This window comes from Cribrihabitans neustonicus, assembly GCF_048820895.1.
In the GTDB taxonomy this organism is placed as follows: Bacteria; Pseudomonadota; Alphaproteobacteria; order Rhodobacterales; family Rhodobacteraceae; genus Cribrihabitans_A; species Cribrihabitans_A neustonicus.
This window is the reverse complement of sequence record NZ_JBMERQ010000001.1, coordinates 580,096-597,603: the sequence shown is the minus strand read 5'-3', so window position 1 is coordinate 597,603 and position 17,508 is coordinate 580,096. Positions and strand designations below refer to the sequence as shown.

Here is a 17,508-nt window from a genome sequence, read left to right as displayed (position 1 = left end):
TATGACATTCACTCATATATGGTGGCGCCCCGCAGATTTCTTCCGTCAATTTCCTCCCTCCGGGCGCTGGAGGCGCTGGACCGGCTTGGCAGCGCGTCGGCCGCGGCGGCGGAGCTGTCGCTTACGCAAGGAGCCGTAAGCCGTCAAATTCAGACACTGGAGCGGCAATTGGGCCAGGATCTGGTGCAACGGGACGGCAAGCGGCTAGGCCTGAGCCCGGCGGCCCGCGACTATGCCGCGGAGATCCGGCAGGCGCTGCATCAAATCGTCCAGTCCACCCTGCGTTTGCAGGCCGAGCCGCTGGCCGGGACGCTGAACCTCGCCATCCTGCCGGCCTTCGGGATGCGCTGGCTGATGCCGCGGCTGCCGGAGTTCGCGCGGCTGCACCCGGACGTGACCATCAACATGTCGACCCGGCTGGAACCGTTCAATTTTTCTGTGGAACCCTTTGATGCGGCGATACATTACGGGAATTCAGAGTGGCCTGGGACGGAGGCGCTGCTGCTCAAGCACGAACAGCTTTTGCCGGTCTGCGCGCCTGTCTTGCTGGAGGGGCACGTCCTTGGCGCGCCTGCAAACCTCCTGAAGCTGCCGCTCTTGCACATCCAGACCCGGCCCAAGGCCTGGCGGGAGTGGTTCGAGGGCCAGGGCGTTGCGCTCAGCACCGATCCAAGCGGCACTTTCTATGATCAATTCGCAACCATTACCCAGGCGGCGCTGCATGGGCTGGGCGTGGCCTTGATGCCGGATTACCTGGTGGAGCAGGACCTGGCGACGGGGCGGCTGGTGGCGCTGCACCCGGAACCGGTGGAGAGCGCGGGCGCCTATTACCTGGTCTGGCCGGAGGCCAAGGCCAAGGCCCCTGCCCTCATAAAGTTCCGCGAGTGGCTGGCTGGCAAGGCGCAGCCGGAAGACCCGCTGCCGCGCTGATTGGTGCGCAGATTGCGAGGGGTGACATGCGTGCACCGCCTGTACACCCCCAGTGCACCGCTCTGGCGTATCTGCGGCGAGGCCGGGCGTCCCGGCCCGCCGAGGCTTATCCCAACGCGTAGCCTGCGCCGCGCACGGTGCGCACCGGATCGGAGCCGCCGTTCTGGGTCAGCGCCTTGCGCAAGCGGCCGATATGCACGTCCACAGTCCGCGTATCGACATAAATGTCCCGTCCCCAGACCCGGTCCAGCAGCTGCTCGCGGCTCCAGACCCGGCCTGGCTTTTCCATGAAGGTGGAGAGCAGGCGGAATTCGGTCGGCCCGAGCTTCAGCGGCTGATCGGCGCGGCTGACCTTGTGGGTTTCGGAATCGAGCACGATGTCCTCATACTCCAGCCGCATCCCCACGGTGGATGGCCGTACCCGGCGCAGCTGGGTGCGCACCCGCGCCATCAGCTCGGCGACCGAATAGGGCTTTACCACGTAATCGTCGGCGCCGGTTTCAAGACCGCGGACCTTGTCCACTTCCTCGGTCCGGGCCGACAGCATTATCACGGGGATGTTGCGGGTCTCGCTGCGCGCTTTCAGCCGGCGGCAGACCTCGATGCCGCTGAGATGCGGCATCATCCAGTCGAGGATCAGGATGTCGGGAAGGTCTTCCTCTACCTTCAGCAGCGCTTCCTCACCATCAGCGGCCTTCAGCACGCGGAACCCGTCTGCTTCGAGGTTGTAGGCCAGCACCTCGCGCTGCGCGGGTTCGTCCTCGACCACCAGAACAGTGGGCTGTTCGGCAGCCATCGATCAGAGCTCCTGCGGCGTGGTCGAGGTGGTGTCAGCCTTCTTGCGGTCCTCTTCCGGCTTCTCGCCAGTCACGAGGTAGACCACCTGTTCCGCGATCGAGGTCACGTGGTCGCCCATCCGCTCGGTGTTCTTGGCAATGAAATGCAGGTGCATGCAGGCAGAGATGTTGCGCGGGTCTTCCATCATGTGAGTGAGGAACTCGCGGAACAGGGCGTTGTACATCTGGTCCACATCGCGGTCGCGGGCGATCACGTCGCGGGCGAGTTCGGCGTCGCGCTGAATGTACGCGTCGAGCGCATCCTTCAGCATCCGCTCCACCTCGCGCGCCATCCGACGCAGCGCCGCAGCGCCTTCGGAGATATTGGGGCCCTGCACCAGCACGCCGGTACGCTTGGCCATGTTCTTGGCGTAATCGCCGATGCGTTCGAGGTTGCCCGCGATCTTCATCACCGAGAGAACCAGCCGCAGGTCGGACGCGGTCGGCGAGCGCAGGGCGATCAGCCGGGCTGTTTCCTCGTTGATGAGTTCTTCCAGCGCGTCGATGGCCTTGTCGGCCTTGCGCGTGGCCAGCGCCAGCTCCTCGTCGCGGGTCTCCAGTGCCTGAGCCGCGTCCTTGATCGCGGCTTCGACCATGCCGCCCATCTTCATGATCCGGGCCTGGATCGCCTCCAGGTCGCGGTCGAAGGCGGATGCGATATGTTGTGCGGTCATGTCTGTTTCCTTCGCCTCAGCCGATCCGGCCGGTGATGTAGCTTTCGGTGCGGGGGTCTTCGGGGTTGGTGAAGATCTGCCCGGTGGGGCCGAATTCCACCAGGTTGCCAAGGTGGAAGAAGGCGGTTTTCTGGCTCACGCGCGCGGCCTGCTGCATCGAGTGGGTGACGATCACCACCGAGTAGCGGCTGCGCAGCTCGTCAATCAGTTCTTCCACCTGGGCGGTGGCGATCGGGTCGAGCGCGGAGCACGGCTCGTCCATCAGGAGCACTTCCGGCTCGGTCGCCACTGCGCGGGCAATGCAGAGACGCTGCTGCTGGCCGCCGGAAAGCCCCGTGCCGGGCGCGTCCAGGCGGTCCTTCACTTCATCCCAGATGGCGCCGCGGCGCAGGGATTTTTCAACGATTTCATCGAGTTCCGCCTTGTTCTTGGCCAGGCCGTGGATGCGCGGCCCATAAGCCACGTTGTCATAGATCGACTTCGGGAACGGGTTCGGCTTCTGGAACACCATGCCGACCTTGGCGCGCAGCTGGACCGGGTCGACGCGCTTGTCGTAGATGTCCTCGCCATCGAGCAGGATGTCGCCCTTCACCCGGCAGATGTCGATGGTGTCGTTCATCCGGTTGAGGCAGCGCAGGAAGGTGGACTTGCCGCAGCCCGAGGGGCCGATGAAGGCGGTAACCGTCTTGTCCTCGATCTCCACGCTCACGTCCTTGATGGCATGGGAGTCGGCGTAATAGACGTTCACGTCCTTGGCGGAGATCTTGATGTCTTGGGTGTCCATGGTGTTTCCCATCGCGGTCATGTCGTTCATGTCTCTTGCCCCTCTTACCAGCGGCGTTCAAAGCGGCGGCGCAGGATCACCGCGATCGTGTTCATCGTCACCAAAAAGACCAGCAGGATAATGATGCCGCCCCAGGCGCGTTCGTAAAAGGCCGGATCGGCACGTTTGGCCCACTCGTAGATCTGCGCGGGCATGGCGGAGTTCGGCGACAGCAGTCCTTCGGAGAGGCTTTCCGGCGCGTTGGAAGCGATGAAGCCGACCATGCCGATCAGGAGCAGCGGCGCGGTCTCACCCAAAGCCTGCGCCAGGCCGATGATGGTACCGGTCAGGATTCCGGGTGCGGCCAGCGGCAGCACGTGGTGGAACACTGACTGCATCTTCGAGGCGCCAACGCCAAGCGCGGCGTCGCGGATCGACGGCGGCACCGCCTTCAGCGCCGCGCGGGTGGAGATGATGATGGTCGGCAGCGTCATCAGCGTCAGCACCAGCCCGCCCACCAGCGGCGCGGACATCGGCAGATGCATGTAGTTGATGAAGACCGCCAGGCCCAGGATGCCGAAAACGATGGACGGCACCGCGGCGAGGTTGGAGATGTTCACCTCGATCAGGTCGGTGATCCAGTTCCGCGGCGCAAATTCCTCAAGATAGATCGAGGCCGCAACGCCGATCGGCAGCGCCAGCACAAGCACCACCAGCATCATGAACAGCGAACCCACCATCGCAACTCCCATGCCCGCCGCTTCGGGGCGCGCGTCGGAGGCATCAGCACCGAAAATGAAATCGGGGTTGAAGGACTTTTGCAGCACACCCGCTTCGGCCAGCGCGTCCACGAGGTCGAGCTGGGCTACGGAAATGCTCTTGTCGTTGGCGATGCTGTCGCGGGTCACCCGGCCCTTCATATAACCGTCGACCCGGCCGGAAGCGAGAAAGCGGAATTTTACCGTTTCGCCGATCTGATCGGGGTTGGCGAGAACGTAGTCGCGCAGCTGTGCAGCGGCATCCTTGGAGAGAATGCCGGTCAGCTCCTTGGCCTTCAGCCCGTTCTCAATACCCAGTTCCTCGACTTTGGTGGCCACCGCCTGCTTGATGATAGGCGAATAGCCGAAGGTGGTGACCTTCTTGATGTCCTCGATGTCGCGGTTGCCCTTCTTGTCGAGCTTGTCCGCCAACAGCTCCACCTCCAGCGTGACGAAGGTTTGCTGAAAGGCGCCGAGTCCGCGGCCAAGAATGTTGGTGACCAGGATCACCAGCATGATCAGTCCGACCGCGATGGCGGCGATGCCATAGGCCTTGAAGCGGGCCTCGGCCGCGTTGCGCTTGCGGGTGCGGTCGGTGGGTTCCAGCAGCGAGCCGCCGTGGCGGGAGCTCTCTGCCGGCTCTGCGCCGCCGCTGTTCTGGCTGAAGTCGGTCATTATTCGTACTGCTCCCGGTATTTGCGCACGATGTAGAGCGCCAGGATATTGAGGCCTAGGGTCAGGACAAAAAGAGTCAGGCCCAGGGCAAAGGCGACCAGAGTTTCGGGGCTGGCGAAATCGGTATCGCCGGTCAGCTGGCTGACGATTCGGGTGGTGATCGTGGTCATCGATTCCAGCGGGTTGAGCGAGAACTTGGCGATTGCCCCTGCCCCCATCACCACGATCATCGTCTCGCCAATCGCGCGTGAGGCCGCCAGCAGCACCGCGCCGACGATCCCCGGCAGCGCCGCCGGCAGCACCACCTGGCGCACGGTCTCCGAGCGGGTGGCGCCAAGGCCGAGCGAGCCATCGCGCAGCGCCTGCGGTACCGCATTGATGATGTCATCGGACAGCGACGAGACAAAGGGGATCAGCATGATGCCCATCACCAGCCCCGCGGTCAGCACCGAGGTGGCGCCGGACATCCACTCGACGCCCAGCAAACCGCCCTTGGCGAAGACGTTGGCCAGCGCCGGGCCGACGGTCAGCAAGGCGAACAAGCCATAAACGATGGTCGGGATGCCCGCGAGGATCTCCAGCAGTGGCTTGGCGACGGCGCGCACTGCGCCCGAGGCGTATTCCGACAGGTAGATGGCGGCAAACAGCCCCACCGGCACCGCCACCAGCAGTGCGATGAAGGAGATGTAGAGCGTGCCCCACAGCAGCGGCAGGATCGACAGTTCGCTGCCGCCGCGGAAGTTCGGCGACCAGGTGCCGCCAAAGAAGAAGTCGGTCCAGGAATGCAGCCGGAAGAAGTTGCCGGTCTCAAACAGCATCGAAAGCACGATGCCCACGGTAGTCAGGATCGCCAGCGAAGCGGCGAGGATCAGCAAGCCGAGGATGCCCCGCTCCACCGCGTTGCGGGCGCGGAAATCCTTGTGGGTCTTGCCGTAAGCCACGGCAAATCCTCCAACCGCGAGCAGCACGACCACCACCGACATGGCAACTGCGCCGGTGTTGGAAAAGCTGCGGTAGGCCTGGGCGGCGCGCAGCACTTCGGGACGCACCTCGGAACCAAGCGCGACGCCAACCTCGCCGAGGCGGGCGCGGATGTCGGTCTCGGCGCTGTCCAGCGCACGTGCCTCCTGGCCGGTCAGCACACCCCGCTCAACCGCAACGTCCAGCCCGTCGGCCAGGCGGCGCACGTCTGACATCACAAGCCCGCGGCTGGCGCTTTCGGGGATCAGCTCCGGCGGGATCATGGCGGAGACGCGGCTGTCGACAAGGACGGGCTGCGCCAGCAGCCACACCGCGAGCACCGCCAGCGCGGGCACCAGCGCGGTCAGGGCGACGTTTGAGCCATAGTAAGACGGCAGCGAATGCAGGGCTTTCGCATCGCCCCCGGCTGTCGCGAGGGCCCGGCGGCGGCCCAGCATGAAGCCGGCCGCGGCAAGCGCAAGCAAGAGGATGACAAGCCAGAGTATAGGCATGGATGGCTCCGTTTGGCGGGTGCAGAGATAGGCGCGGCGCGGGTCCGCTCAAAAGCAATGCCGGGGCGGATCGAAATCCGCTCCGGCCCGGTTCTTAGTGCCGCGGGGCGATTAGGATTGGCCGCCCATCACGGTTTCATTGGCGACGGCTTCCTGGGTCTCGGCGAGTTCCGGATCCGCGACCAGGCCGTATTCGGCCAGCGGGCCGTCAGGACCTGCGACTTCGTCCGCAACGAAGAACTCGGCATATTCCTTCAACCCCGGGATCACGCCAATGTGGGCCTTCTTCACGTAGAAGAACAGCGGCCGCGAAACCGGGTATTCGCCGGAGGCGATGGTTTCGGTCGAGGGGGTCACGCCCGACATGGTCGCAACCTGCAGCTTGTTGGTGTTGTTCTCATAGAAGGCCAGGCCGAAGACCCCGATGCCATCCTTGTTGGATTCGATGCGGGCGAGGGTTTCGGTGTAATCGCCGTCAATGTCAACTGATTTGCCGTCGGTGCGCAGTGCGATACAGGCCTTCTCGGCTGCCTTCTCGTCGCCGCCGTTGGTTTCCATGATGGCTTCAAACGCACCGGTTTCCTCGCAGCCTGCCAGGATCACCTTGTCCTCGAAGACTTCGCGGGTGCCGTGTTTGGTGCCGGGGATAAAGGCCTGGATGTCGGTGGCCGGGAAATCCGGGTTCACGTCGGCCCAGGTGGTGTTCGGGTTGTCTGCCAGTTCGCCGTCTACCAGCACCTTGTCGGACAGAGCCAGGAACCAGTCTGAAGGGGTGAACTCGTAAGCGTTGCCCTCAATGTCGGAGGCAAAGACGATGCCGTCATAGCCAATGCGCACCTCGATGATGTCGGTCACGCCGTTTTCGGCGCAGGCAGCCATTTCGGAGTCCTTGATCTGACGCGAGGCATTCGCGATGTCGATGGTGTTCTCGCCGACGCCCTCGCAGAAGCGCTTCAGGCCGGCCGAGGAGCCGCCGGATTCAACAACGGGGGTCGGGAAGTCGAAATTCTCGCCAAAGGCTTCTGCCACGATCGACGCATAGGGCAGCACCGTAGAGGAGCCGGCAACCTGGACCTGGTCACGGGCGGCGGCAGCGGTGGCCGAAACGGCGGAAATCGCCAATGCGGATGCGGTCAGTTTCACAAAGGACATCTCAGTCTCCTTGAGTTTCTATTTACGGTCACCTGCCGGTAACCTTGGCGCCTCTCCTAAAAGCCTGGCATGAGGCTTTTGTGACACCAGTGTAACAGCTTCATGACAAAGACGGCAGGGCACCGGGGTTTTGTGACAAACGATGAACCGCGCAAACCCGCCCCGGCACCCCGCGCCCGCCCTTTCACTTCGGCAATATTACCGTGAAAACAGAGCCCTGCCCCGGCGTGCTCTCCATCCGCAGGCGGCCGCGGTGGCGGTTGACGATATGTTTGACGATCGCAAGGCCCAGCCCGGTGCCGCCCAACTCGCGCGAGCGGTGGCTGTCGGCGCGGTAGAACCGCTCGGTCAGGCGGGGCAGATGCAGCGGGTCGATTCCCGGCCCGTCATCCTGCACCGCGACGCTTGCGGCCGCACAGCGCAGCCCCGGATCGCGCGCAGGCCCGGTAAGGATTACCCGAACCTCGCTGCCGCCGTATTTGATCGCGTTCTCAACCAGGTTGGTGAAGACCTGCTGCAGCTGGTCGGGATCGCCCGTCACCGTGACCGGTACCTCCGGCGCTTCCAGATGCAACGTGCAGCTTGCAGCTTTGGCCACTGGCCCGAGCGATTTCAGCGTCGAAGCCAGGTGGGCGCGCAGGTCGACCTGCTCCCTGGGGCGCATACGCTCCTCGCTTTCTACCCGGTTCAGCGACAAGAGGTCCCCCACCAGCCGGTTCATCCGGCCCGCCTCGCCTTCCATGATGGACAGGAAGCGGTCGCGCGCCTCGGCATCGTCGCGGGCGGCACCGCGCAGGGTCTCGATGAAGCCGATCAGCGCGGTCAGGGGCGTGCGCAGCTCGTGGCTCACATTGGCCACGAAGTCGCGGCGCATCTGGCCCGCCTGCTCGCGCTCGGAGACGTCCTCGAAACAGACGAGCACCGCCCCGGCGTTCACCGCGCCAATGCCGGGCACGTAGCGCAGGGTAACGTTGAAACTGGTTTCCTGCGCCCCATCGCTGGCCAGATGGCGCGCGGAGAGCGGCTGGCGCTCGCGCAGGCAGGTCTCGATCGCGGCAGAGACGCTGGGCTGGCGCAGGATTGTGGCGAAATGACGCCCGACGATGTTCTCGCCCAGCAACGTGAGGCCCTCGGCATTGGCGGCGATGAACCGCTCGGTCTGGTCGACCATCACCGCGGGCATCGGCACCGCGGCCAGAAAGCCGTCGATCAACTGCTTGGTCATGGCGCCTCCTGCCGCTGGCTCACCGGTTCCGCCCCGTGTAAGGACAGATTGCAACCGGAGCGTGACAGGCTCCCGCCGCCGGGCCGCCTGCCGCTCCGCCTGCGCCTCCGTTTACAGCGGCTTCAGCCCGCTGCGGAAGCGGCGCATGTTTTCCTGGTAGTGCAGCGCGCTCTGCCGCAGCTTTTCCTCCAGCGCGGCGTCCACCGTGCGCACAACCTTGCCCGGCGCGCCCATCACCAGCGAATTGTCGGGGATTTCCTTGTTCTCCGTGATCAGCGCGCCGGCGCCAATCAGGCAGTTCCTGCCGATCTTTGCGCCGTTCAGAACGGTGGCGCCCATGCCGATCAGGGTGTTCTCGCCGATGGTGCAGCCGTGCAGCATCACCTTGTGGCCGATGGTGCAGCCCGCGCCCACGGTGAGCGGGTAGCCCGCATCGATATGCATCACCACGTTTTCCTGCACGTTGGCGCCTGCGCAGATGCGGATTTCCTCGTGATCGGCGCGGATGGTGCAGCCGAACCAGACCGAGGCCCCCTCCTCCAGAACCACTTGGCCGATCAGGTTGGCATCGGGTGCAACCCAGGTATCTTGGTGCAGATCAGGCGTGTGAGCGCCAAGGGCATAAAGGGTCATGACAACTCCTCGAATTCGGTTTGCAGGGCGCGCACATGGGATTGGAGGCCTGGCTGCTGGATGCGGCGCATGCGCTCCGCCTCGACGATGGTTTTCAGGCGCGCTTCGGTCTCGTCCAGATCGTCATTCACCAGCACATAGTCGTAGTAGCCCCAGTGGCTGATCTCGTCCCAGCTCTTCAGCATCCGCTTGGAGATCACCTCGTCGCTGTCCTGGGCGCGGGTTTCGAGGCGGCGGCGCAGCTCCTTGATCGAGGGCGGCAGAATGAAGATCGAAAGCGCGTGCTTGCCGAGGTCGGAATTGCGGATTTGGATCTCGCCCTGCCAGTCTACGTCAAACAGCACGTCCTGCCCCGCCTCGATGGTGTCCCTCACCGGCCCCGCAGGGGAGCCGTAAAAATGGCCGAAGACATGGGCGTGCTCCAGCATCTCACCCTTGGCAACCTGCTGTTTGAAGGCGTCCTCGCTCATGAAGTAGTACTCGCGCCCGTGCTCTTCGCCCGGGCGCGGCGCGCGGGTGGTGGCAGAGACCGAGAACTTCAGCCCAGGGTCCCAGGCCATCAGCCGCCGCGCCAGCGTGGATTTGCCCGCGCCCGAGGGCGACGAGAGGATGATCAGCAGTCCGCGCCGGTTTGCCATGGCGTTCTCTCCTTCATTCAATGTTCTGCACCTGCTCGCGCATCTGGTCGATCAGGGTCTTGAGTTCCAGCCCGATTTCAGTCAGGCGGCTGTCCTGCGATTTGGAGCAGAGCGTATTTGCCTCGCGGTTGAACTCCTGCATCAGAAAATCCAGCTTGCGCCCCACCGCGCCGCCCTTGGACAGCAGCCCGCGCGCCGCTTCGACATGAGCCCCAAGCCGGTCCAGCTCCTCGCTCACGTCAGCCTTGACCGCGATCAGCGCGAGTTCCTGCGCAACGCGGTCCGGATCGGCTCCTTCACTGTTGTCCAGCACCCGGGCGAGGTTTGCCTTCAGCGCCTCAGCCGCCTTGTCCTTACGGGCATCCGCGCGGATCCCCGCTTCCTTGGCCTGCGTCGCGATCCCGTCCAGCCGCTCCTGCAGCAACAGGGCCAGCGCCGCGCCCTCGGTTTCACGCATTTGCACGAATTCCGACACAAGGGTTTCCAGTTCCTTGCTCAGAACCGCGACCAGAGGAGCCGGGTCATCTTCGCCCGAGGCCTGTTCTGCAACCCCGCGGATGGCAAGGATCTCGGCCGCGGAGGCGGGATGCACCGCGACGTGGCTGCGGTCCGCCGCCGCCTTTACCTCAGCCAGCGCGGCCATCACCGAGTCGAGCGCGGCACGGTTCACCTGCAGCTGCGCAGCGCTTTCCTCGCTGCGGCTGACGCGCAGGGTGAGCGAGACATTGCCGCGTGCCAGCGTCTTACCCAGATATGCGCGGATATGGGCCTCCAGCCCCTCCAGCCAGTCGGGCACCCGCAGGCGCAGATCCAGCCCCTTGGCGTTCACCGATCGGATTTCCCAGGTCCAGGAATGCGCCCCGGAGCTGCCCTGGGCGGAGGCGAAGGCGGTCATGCTGCGGATCGTCATAAGGCGGTGCTTTCTGTTGGCAGGGGTCTGCCCTGCTCTACTGTCTCAAAAGTATAGCGCGCAAGATCAAACGGATGGAGGCCACTGCCCAATTCGTTAACCATTGATTAAGGAAGTAGTCCAAAGTTTAGTAAGATTGTGTCATATTAACTCCAGGGTAACCATTCCGGCATTATTCGTTAAGCAGAGGCAAGCTGCTGACAGGCCGAGTAAATCCCGGAAGAGACGAGGGAACGGACATGATTTTTGGCGGCCGCACCACCACGGGCAAGACCACGGGTCAAGAAAAGGTTGTTTCGATGGACCGCTTCCGTCATCGCGGGTCGCTGTCGCCGCTGCGCCAGGCCGAGGCCTACTGGACCGCCCTGCGCCGGGGCGACGACGTGCCCTGCCGCTCGCAGATCGATCCGCGCGGGCTGGAAAACATCCTGAGCCAGACTTTCATCCTTGAACGCATCGCGCCGGGCATCTCGCGGTTCCGCCTTGCGGGCTCAAACGTGAACGAGCTGGCGGGCATGGAAGTGCGCGGCATGCCAATTACCGCTTTCTTCACCACCGATGCCCGCAAGCAGCTCAGCTCGGCAATGGAGCACATGTTCGACACGCCCGCCATCGTGGAGCTGTCGCTGCAGATCGAAACCCCGCGCCGCACCGCTTCGCGGCCCGCTCACATGCTGCTGCTGCCGCTGCGCAGCGACCTTGGCGACATCAGCCGGGCACTGGGGGTGCTGGTGGCCGATGACTATACCGCTGGCAGCTCGCAGCGGTTCTCGATCTCCTCGATCGAGATGCGCAGTATCGGCAAAGCCGAAGGAACGCCGGAATTCAAGGCCAAACCGCGTGCAGGAACCACACCGCTGCCAGCGTCCGACGTAGCCGCGAAACCAGGGGACGTAAACAGCCCGAACCCGGGATTTGCCGAAACCCAGGCGCGCTTCGCGCCGGAACGTTCGATCCTGGAGGAGGCCCGCGCGCTTCTCGACCGCACCACCGGCAGGAACTCCGGCAAGGATACAGCGGCAGCAAAGCCCGAGGGCGACACTGCCAAGCGCGGCGGACACCTGCGGCTGGTGGTCAGCCGCGACTAAGCCGCACCGCCCGCCCGGGGCGGACCGCACATACGGATTTTCGAAACTCAAGGCTAAGGTCATAGCTCTTGAAACTTGGCGCCCCCGAGACAGAACTCCGGGGGCGTTTTTTTTATTATGTGGCAGGGGTTTGAATGGGTCTATTCAAGCATGCAGCACGCACAGGCCTATCTTGCCCACGTGAGATTTGTCTAGGAATGCCTCCTGCGCGGCCCTGATCTCCTTCAGCGGATATGTCCTGGCCAGGGCCGGACGGATTTCCCCCGCCTCGATATAGCTGACCAGATCGGTGAAGACGCTGTCCGGCTGGTAGGTGCTGCCAAGCAGCGACAGGTCGCGCAGGTAAAGCGTGCGCAGGTCCAGCTCCACGATCGGCCCGGCAATAGCCCCGGAAGTCACGTAGCAACCGCCGTTTCGCAGCGCGCCGATCAGCTCTTCCCAGCGCGGCCCGCCCACGAGGTCGAGCACCACATCGAAGCTGTGCTCGGGCAGCAGGCCGTCGCGGTCAAGCACGCTGTCAGCGCCGAGTGTCTTGAGCGCTTCTTCTTTGCCAGGCGATGTAAGCGCAGTGACATGGGCGCCGCGCCGCTTGGCGAGCTGGATCGCGGCCGAACCCACACCGCCGGAGGCGCCGGTAATCAGCACCCGCCCCGCGCCAAGGCCGCTGCGCTGGATCATGCCTTCCGCAGTTGAAAAGGCGCAGGGAAAAGAGGCTAATTCCACGTCCGACAGATTGGATTTCACCGCAATTGCATCCTTCGACTGCGCGGTGGTGTATTCGCAAAAACCGCCGTTGCGCTCGGAACCGAATGTTACAAGCTGGTAGTCGTCCTCGGCCCCTGCGGGCCGGTGCATGGGCCGGACCAGAACCCGTTCACCGATACGGCTTTCCGGCACGGCCTCGCCCACCGAGACGATCTCGCCGCAGCAATCGGCGCCTTGGATCAGCGGGAAGCGCAGCGCGGCGCCGGACCAACTGCCGTCTTCGGCTTCCCTGTCATACCCGGCCGCAGCACCCGAAGCCGTGTCGCCGCGCACGCTTTTTGAGTACCAGCCGATGCGCGTGTTCACGTCTGTGTTGTTCACTGCCGTGGCGCCGACGCGGATAAGAACTTCTCCGGGTGCGGGCGACGGCACCAGCAGATCCTCCCGCCATGCAAGCTTGTCGAGCCCGCCGTGCCCGGTCAGCACCACACCGCACATGGTTTCTGGCAATGTCATATTCTCCCCTTTCCTCACAGGTCGCGTGGTAGAATGGTTCCTCTACTTGTGTTGGTAGAGGGATCATTCTACAGGGTCAAGAATGAGTGACACCAAGAAGAAAATTGCCGCCGGGCTCGAGCAGGCCTTCGCAGCACGCGGTTTCGCGGAACCAAGCGTCGAAGATCTCCGTGATGCCGCAGGAGTCAGCCTGCGCACGCTCTACAAATACACGCCATCTCGCGCGGATATGGTTCAGGCCGCGCTGGTGCATCGCCACCAGCGGTATCTTGAGCATGTTTTCAATGAGTTGCCGGAGGATGCTAAAGCGGCGCTTCCGGTGCTGATCGAACGGGTGGGCGACTGGATGGCGCGGGAAGCCGCGCACGGCTGCCTGTTCCATGCTGCTGTCGCCGCCGCTCCGGGCGACGGTGTCCTGCGCCAACTGCTGCGGCGCCACAAGGCGGAAGTCGCCACAACGGCGGCTGCGGCCGCCGGGCTTGCAGGGCGCGAGATCGAGCTGCTGCTCATCCTCGAAGGGCTCACCCAGAGCTGGCCGCTGCACAAAGGGGCTTCAGTAGAAAGCGCCAAGCGGCTGGCGGAGGTATTGCAGGCCGCAAGCTGACCGGAATACCGAACAAACAAAGGCCGCAGCCCCCTTACGAGAAGCTGCGGCCCGTTTTTTTCTTGCTGCCGCCCCGCCGCGGCTCAGCCGGTCTGGCGCGGCTGCTGGGACTGGCGCAATGTAGAGAGCTCCTCGGCCACCAGGAAGGCCAGTTCCAGCGACTGGCTGGCGTTAAGGCGCGGGTCGCAGGCAGTGTGGTAGCGGTCCGAGAGGTCCTCCTCGGTCACCGCGCGCACGCCGCCGGTGCATTCGGTCACGTCCTGGCCAGTCATCTCGAAGTGCACACCGCCCGGCGTGGTGCCCTCGGCGGTATGCACCGCGAAGAAGTCGCGCACCTCGCGCAGCACAGAGTCGAAGGGGCGGGTTTTGTACCCGGTGGAGGACTTGATTGTATTGCCATGCATCGGGTCGCACACCCAGGTCACGTTGGCGCCCTCTTCCTTCACCGCCTTGACGAGTCGCGGCAAATGCTCGCCGGCCTTGCCGGCGCCGAACCGCGCGATCAGGGTGAGCTTACCCTCCTCGTTGTCAGGGTTCAGCTTGGCCATCAGCACCTTCAGATCCTCGGCCGTGGTGGTGGGCCCGCATTTCAGGCCGATCGGGTTCAGCACGCCGCGGCAGAACTCCACATGGGCGCCATCGGGCTGCCGGGTACGGTCGCCGATCCACAGCATGTGGCCGGAACCAGCCAGCCATTTGCCGGAGGTGGAATCAAGCCGTGTCAGTGCCTCTTCGTATTCCAGAAGCAGGCCTTCATGGCTGGTGTAGAACTCTACCGTATGCAGGGTGTGCGCGGTATCGCTATTGACGCCGGCTGCCTGCATGAAGTCGAGCGTGTCGGTGATGCGGTTGGCCATCTCGCGGTAGGCTTCGGCCTTCTCGCTTTCGGTGAAGCCAAGGGTCCAGGCATGCACCTGATGCACATCTGCGTAACCGCCGGTGGAGAAGGCGCGCAGCAGGTTCACAGTGGCCGCGGCCTGGGTGTAGGCCTGCAGCATGCGTGCGGGATCGGGGCGGCGCGCGCCTTCGCTGAAGGCGAGGTCGTTGATGATGTCACCGCGGTAGCTCGGCAGCTCGACGCCGCCTACGGTCTCGGTTGGCGCGCTGCGCGGCTTGGCGAACTGGCCCGCCATGCGGCCGACCTTCACAACCGGCACCTTGGCGCCATAGGTCAGCACCATCGCCATTTGCAGCATCACCTTGAAGGTGTCGCGGATGCCGTCGGCACTGAACTGGTCGAAACTCTCGGCGCAGTCGCCACCCTGCAGCAGAAAGGCTTCGCCGCGCCCCGCGGCAGCGAGGTGCTGCTTCAGCCGGCGGGCTTCGCCAGCGAAGACCAGAGGCGGATATTTGGACAGCTGAGCCTCAACCGCCTGCAGCGCTGCCGCATCGGTATACTCCGGCATCTGCACCCGCGGCTTGCTGCGCCAGTCCGATTTTTGCCATTCGCTCATGACCTTGTCTCCGCCTATGGGATATTTCTGGAATAATTGGAGTGTTCTATACAAAATAGCAGCTGGGCTGGCCAGTTTAGAATCCGCCCTACTTGACCCGGCGTCCAAGCTGTGAACACGGTTTCTGAACATCCGCGGATCACTCCCGCGGTGCGACTGCATTTTGAAGGACGCCTGCCATGCCGACGCAACGCAAGCCTGCCACTTCCAGCATTGCCGCCGGCCAGCCGAAACGGTTCGTTTTTGTGCTGCTCGACAAGTTCACCATGCTGTCATTTGCCTCTGCCGTTGAATGCCTGCGCATTGCCAACCGCATGGCCGGTCGCGAAATCTACACCTGGACGCTGGCGGGTGAAGGCGGAGAGACGGTAACCTGCTCGGCCGGCACGACATTTTCGGTAGATGGCGACCTCAGCGAGCTGCAGCGCGACGATGTCGTCTTGGTCTGTTCCGGCATTGCGGTGCAGGAGGCCACCACAAAGAAGCTGCTGGCCTGGCTGCGGCGTGAGGCCCGCAAGGGGCTGATGGTTGGCGGCCTGTGCACCGCGGCCTACACGCTGGCAAAAGCCGGGCTGCTGGACGGTAAGCGCGCCACCATCCACTGGGAAAACGCCGACAGCTTTGCCGAGGAGTTCGAAGAGGTGAACCTGACCAAGTCGGTGTTTGTGGTCGACGGCAACCGGCTGTCGACCGCAGGCGGCACCTCCTCTATCGACCTGATGCTGAAGCTGATTGCCAATGACCACGGTGAGGAACTGGCCAATGCAGTGGCGGACCAGCTGATCTATTCCTCGATCCGCACCGACCAGGACGTTCAGCGGCTGTCCATCCCCACGCGCATCGGCGTGAGACATCCAAAATTGTCTATGGTTATCCAGATGATGGAAGCCAATATTGAAGAGCCGATCAGCCCCTCGGTGCTGGCCCAGGATGTCGGTATGTCTACCCGCCAGCTGGAGCGCCTGTTCCGCCGCTATCTGAACCGTTCGCCCAAGCGTTACTATATGGAGTTACGGCTGCAGAAAGCGCGCAACCTCCTGATGCAAACTGACATGAGCGTGATCAACGTGGCGCTCGCCTGCGGTTTTGCGTCACCCTCGCATTTCTCCAAGTGCTACCGGGCGCATTACGACACCACTCCCTACCGCGAGCGCGGCAGTAAAGCGGCGACGCACAAGGCCTAAGAGGCCTGGCAGGAAGCGCTCCGTGCCGGGCGGCGCCTCAGCGCGAGATCCGGAACAGCGCCCCCTCGGTTTCCGAGGCGAACCAGATGCTGCCGTCAGGCGCTTCCTTCACCGCACGGATGCGGCCGGTTTCGGGGCTCTGCAGCCGCTCGCGTTCCTTCAAGGGCGTGCCTTCCAGGCGCGATATGTAGTTGAACTTCAGCGAGCCCACGAAAATATCACCTCGCCACTCCGGCCAGAGCGCCCCTGAATAGACCATCAGGCCGGAGGGCGCGATGGAGGGGTCCCAGTACCACTCCGGCTGCTGCATGCCTTCCTTCGCGACGCCCTCGCCGATCTTGGCGCCGGAGTAATGGCGCCCGTAGGAAATCACCGGCCAGCCATAGTTTGCGCCCTTCACAATCAGGTTCACCTCGTCGCCGCCGCGCGCGCCATGCTCCGAGATCCACAGCCGCCCCTTCAGATCCAGCCCCATTCCCTGCGGGTTGCGATGGCCGTAAGACCAGATCTCGGGCCGGGCATTCTGATTTTTGATGAAAGGGTTATCGGACGGAATTGAGCCGTCCCGGTTGATGCGGACGATGGAGCCCTGATGCAGCCGCAGGTTCTGTGCGCTGGAGCGGTCGCCGCGCTCGCCGAGGGAGACAAATACCGTTCCGTCTGGCGCTTCGATGATGCGGGAGCCGAAGTGGCGCCCGCCGCGGGCGCCCGGAGCAGCCTCGAAGATGACCCGAACGCCATCAAGGCGGCCGTTGCTCGGGTCGAGCCGGCCCTTGGCGACTGCGGTGCCTGCGCCGCGGCCCTGGCGGCGGGAGAGAGTAAGGAACACTTCCCGCGAGCGGGCAAAGTCGCGCGGCACCATCACGTCCAGCAGCCCGCCCTGGCCCTCCGCCGCCACCGCCGGCACCCCTTCGACACGCCGCTTCTGCCCGTCCCGAAGGTAGTAAAGCCGTCCTCGCCGCTCGGTGACCAGGACACCGCCGTCGGGCAGGAAGTCGAAGCCCCAGGGCACATCCAGCCCTTCAGCCATGCGGGTGAGACGCAGTTCGCCCATGCTGCTGGGAAGCGTTTCGGCCATTGCAGGGCGCATCAGCGGCCCCAGCAGCACGGCAAGCGTCAGGAAGAGGAGTGTCCGTACCATGAAAGTCTTTCCCTTATGCCGCTTTCGATATAAACGCCTGCCGGAGCCGCGCCACAACATTCAAGAACCGCGCGGCCAAGGAGGAGGGGATTCCGGGCATCCGGGCGGGTTCAATAAGAACTTTTCTTTTGTAACCGCCTTGCCTAGGGT

At 64.0% G+C, this 17,508-nt stretch carries 17 protein-coding genes; 4 read left to right on the top strand and 13 right to left on the bottom strand.

Features of this window, described 5'->3' with window-relative positions; translation table 11 throughout:
* Nucleotides 1-18: 18 nt before the first annotated feature.
* Complete coding sequence (locus ACOHWE_RS02835) at nucleotides 19-930, top strand: LysR family transcriptional regulator (RefSeq protein WP_420663966.1); 912 nt, start codon at nucleotides 19-21, stop codon at nucleotides 928-930.
* A 106-nt stretch (nucleotides 931-1,036) separates the two neighbouring features.
* On the opposite strand, the gene phoB is transcribed toward ACOHWE_RS02835, so the two are convergent.
* The 10 genes from phoB to ACOHWE_RS02785 all read right to left on the bottom strand — a co-directional run bounded on the left by phoB (nucleotide 1,037) and on the right by ACOHWE_RS02785 (nucleotide 10,666).
* Entirely contained in the window at nucleotides 1,037-1,726 is a 690-nt protein-coding gene (phoB, locus tag ACOHWE_RS02830; RefSeq protein WP_420663964.1) for a phosphate regulon transcriptional regulator PhoB, read from the bottom strand.
* Nucleotides 1,727-1,729: 3 nt separating this feature from the next.
* Nucleotides 1,730-2,440 (bottom strand): phosphate signaling complex protein PhoU, encoded by a 711-nt coding sequence (gene phoU, locus ACOHWE_RS02825; RefSeq protein ID WP_420663962.1) that lies wholly within the window; start codon nucleotides 2,438-2,440, stop codon nucleotides 1,730-1,732.
* Between the two features lie 16 nt (nucleotides 2,441-2,456).
* Nucleotides 2,457-3,254, bottom strand: a complete 798-nt coding sequence (gene pstB, locus ACOHWE_RS02820) for a phosphate ABC transporter ATP-binding protein PstB (RefSeq protein ID WP_420663960.1) — start codon at nucleotides 3,252-3,254, stop codon at nucleotides 2,457-2,459.
* Nucleotides 3,255-3,268: 14 nt separating this feature from the next.
* Nucleotides 3,269-4,636 carry a phosphate ABC transporter permease PstA gene (gene pstA, locus ACOHWE_RS02815; protein WP_420663958.1) on the bottom strand — a complete coding sequence of 456 codons (1,368 nt, stop codon included), beginning with the start codon at nucleotides 4,634-4,636 and terminating at the stop codon, nucleotides 3,269-3,271.
* Nucleotides 4,636-6,108 (bottom strand): phosphate ABC transporter permease subunit PstC, encoded by a 1,473-nt coding sequence (gene pstC / locus ACOHWE_RS02810; protein ID WP_420663956.1) that lies wholly within the window; start codon nucleotides 6,106-6,108, stop codon nucleotides 4,636-4,638. The genes pstA and pstC overlap by 1 nt, the downstream gene beginning before the upstream one ends.
* 111 nt (nucleotides 6,109-6,219) lie before the next feature.
* Nucleotides 6,220-7,260: a substrate-binding domain-containing protein gene (locus tag ACOHWE_RS02805; RefSeq protein ID WP_420663955.1), complete on the bottom strand. Its 1,041-nt coding sequence runs from the start codon at nucleotides 7,258-7,260 to the stop codon at nucleotides 6,220-6,222.
* Between the two features lie 184 nt (nucleotides 7,261-7,444).
* Nucleotides 7,445-8,485, bottom strand: a complete 1,041-nt coding sequence (locus ACOHWE_RS02800; protein WP_420663953.1) for a sensor histidine kinase — start codon at nucleotides 8,483-8,485, stop codon at nucleotides 7,445-7,447.
* A gap of 111 nt (nucleotides 8,486-8,596) precedes the next feature.
* The gene (locus ACOHWE_RS02795) at nucleotides 8,597-9,118 is read right to left on the bottom strand and encodes a gamma carbonic anhydrase family protein (RefSeq protein ID WP_420663951.1); all 522 of its coding nucleotides are present in this window, start codon (nucleotides 9,116-9,118) and stop codon (nucleotides 8,597-8,599) included.
* Entirely contained in the window at nucleotides 9,115-9,756 is a 642-nt protein-coding gene (gmk, locus tag ACOHWE_RS02790; RefSeq protein WP_420663949.1) for a guanylate kinase, read from the bottom strand. Before gmk ends, ACOHWE_RS02795 begins: the two co-directional genes overlap by 4 nt.
* 13 nt (nucleotides 9,757-9,769) lie before the next feature.
* A complete protein-coding gene (locus ACOHWE_RS02785; RefSeq protein WP_420663948.1) occupies nucleotides 9,770-10,666 on the bottom strand; it encodes a YicC/YloC family endoribonuclease in 897 nt (298 codons plus the stop codon).
* A gap of 239 nt (nucleotides 10,667-10,905) precedes the next feature.
* Here ACOHWE_RS02785 and ACOHWE_RS02780 point away from each other — a divergent pair, with 239 nt between their 5' ends.
* A complete protein-coding gene (locus ACOHWE_RS02780; RefSeq protein ID WP_420663947.1) occupies nucleotides 10,906-11,754 on the top strand; it encodes a PAS domain-containing protein in 849 nt (282 codons plus the stop codon).
* A gap of 144 nt (nucleotides 11,755-11,898) precedes the next feature.
* Here the strand turns inward: ACOHWE_RS02780 and ACOHWE_RS02775 are convergent, their stop codons facing one another.
* Complete coding sequence (locus ACOHWE_RS02775) at nucleotides 11,899-12,975, bottom strand: alcohol dehydrogenase family protein (RefSeq protein ID WP_420663946.1); 1,077 nt, start codon at nucleotides 12,973-12,975, stop codon at nucleotides 11,899-11,901.
* A gap of 82 nt (nucleotides 12,976-13,057) precedes the next feature.
* On the opposite strand from ACOHWE_RS02775, the gene ACOHWE_RS02770 reads away from it, so the two are divergent.
* On the top strand, nucleotides 13,058-13,579 hold the full coding sequence (locus ACOHWE_RS02770) for a TetR/AcrR family transcriptional regulator (protein WP_420663945.1): 522 nt from the start codon (nucleotides 13,058-13,060) through the stop codon (nucleotides 13,577-13,579).
* 83 nt (nucleotides 13,580-13,662) lie between these two features.
* On the opposite strand, the gene ACOHWE_RS02765 is transcribed toward ACOHWE_RS02770, so the two are convergent.
* Nucleotides 13,663-15,033, bottom strand: coding sequence for a class II 3-deoxy-7-phosphoheptulonate synthase (locus ACOHWE_RS02765; protein ID WP_420663943.1), 1,371 nt, complete (start codon nucleotides 15,031-15,033; stop codon nucleotides 13,663-13,665).
* A 179-nt stretch (nucleotides 15,034-15,212) separates the two neighbouring features.
* On the opposite strand from ACOHWE_RS02765, the gene ACOHWE_RS02760 reads away from it, so the two are divergent.
* Nucleotides 15,213-16,217, top strand: a complete 1,005-nt coding sequence (locus ACOHWE_RS02760) for a GlxA family transcriptional regulator (RefSeq protein WP_420663942.1) — start codon at nucleotides 15,213-15,215, stop codon at nucleotides 16,215-16,217.
* A 37-nt stretch (nucleotides 16,218-16,254) separates the two neighbouring features.
* Here the strand turns inward: ACOHWE_RS02760 and ACOHWE_RS02755 are convergent, their stop codons facing one another.
* Nucleotides 16,255-17,358, bottom strand: a complete 1,104-nt coding sequence (locus ACOHWE_RS02755; protein ID WP_420663940.1) for a PQQ-dependent sugar dehydrogenase — start codon at nucleotides 17,356-17,358, stop codon at nucleotides 16,255-16,257.
* Nucleotides 17,359-17,508: the final 150 nt, after the last annotated feature.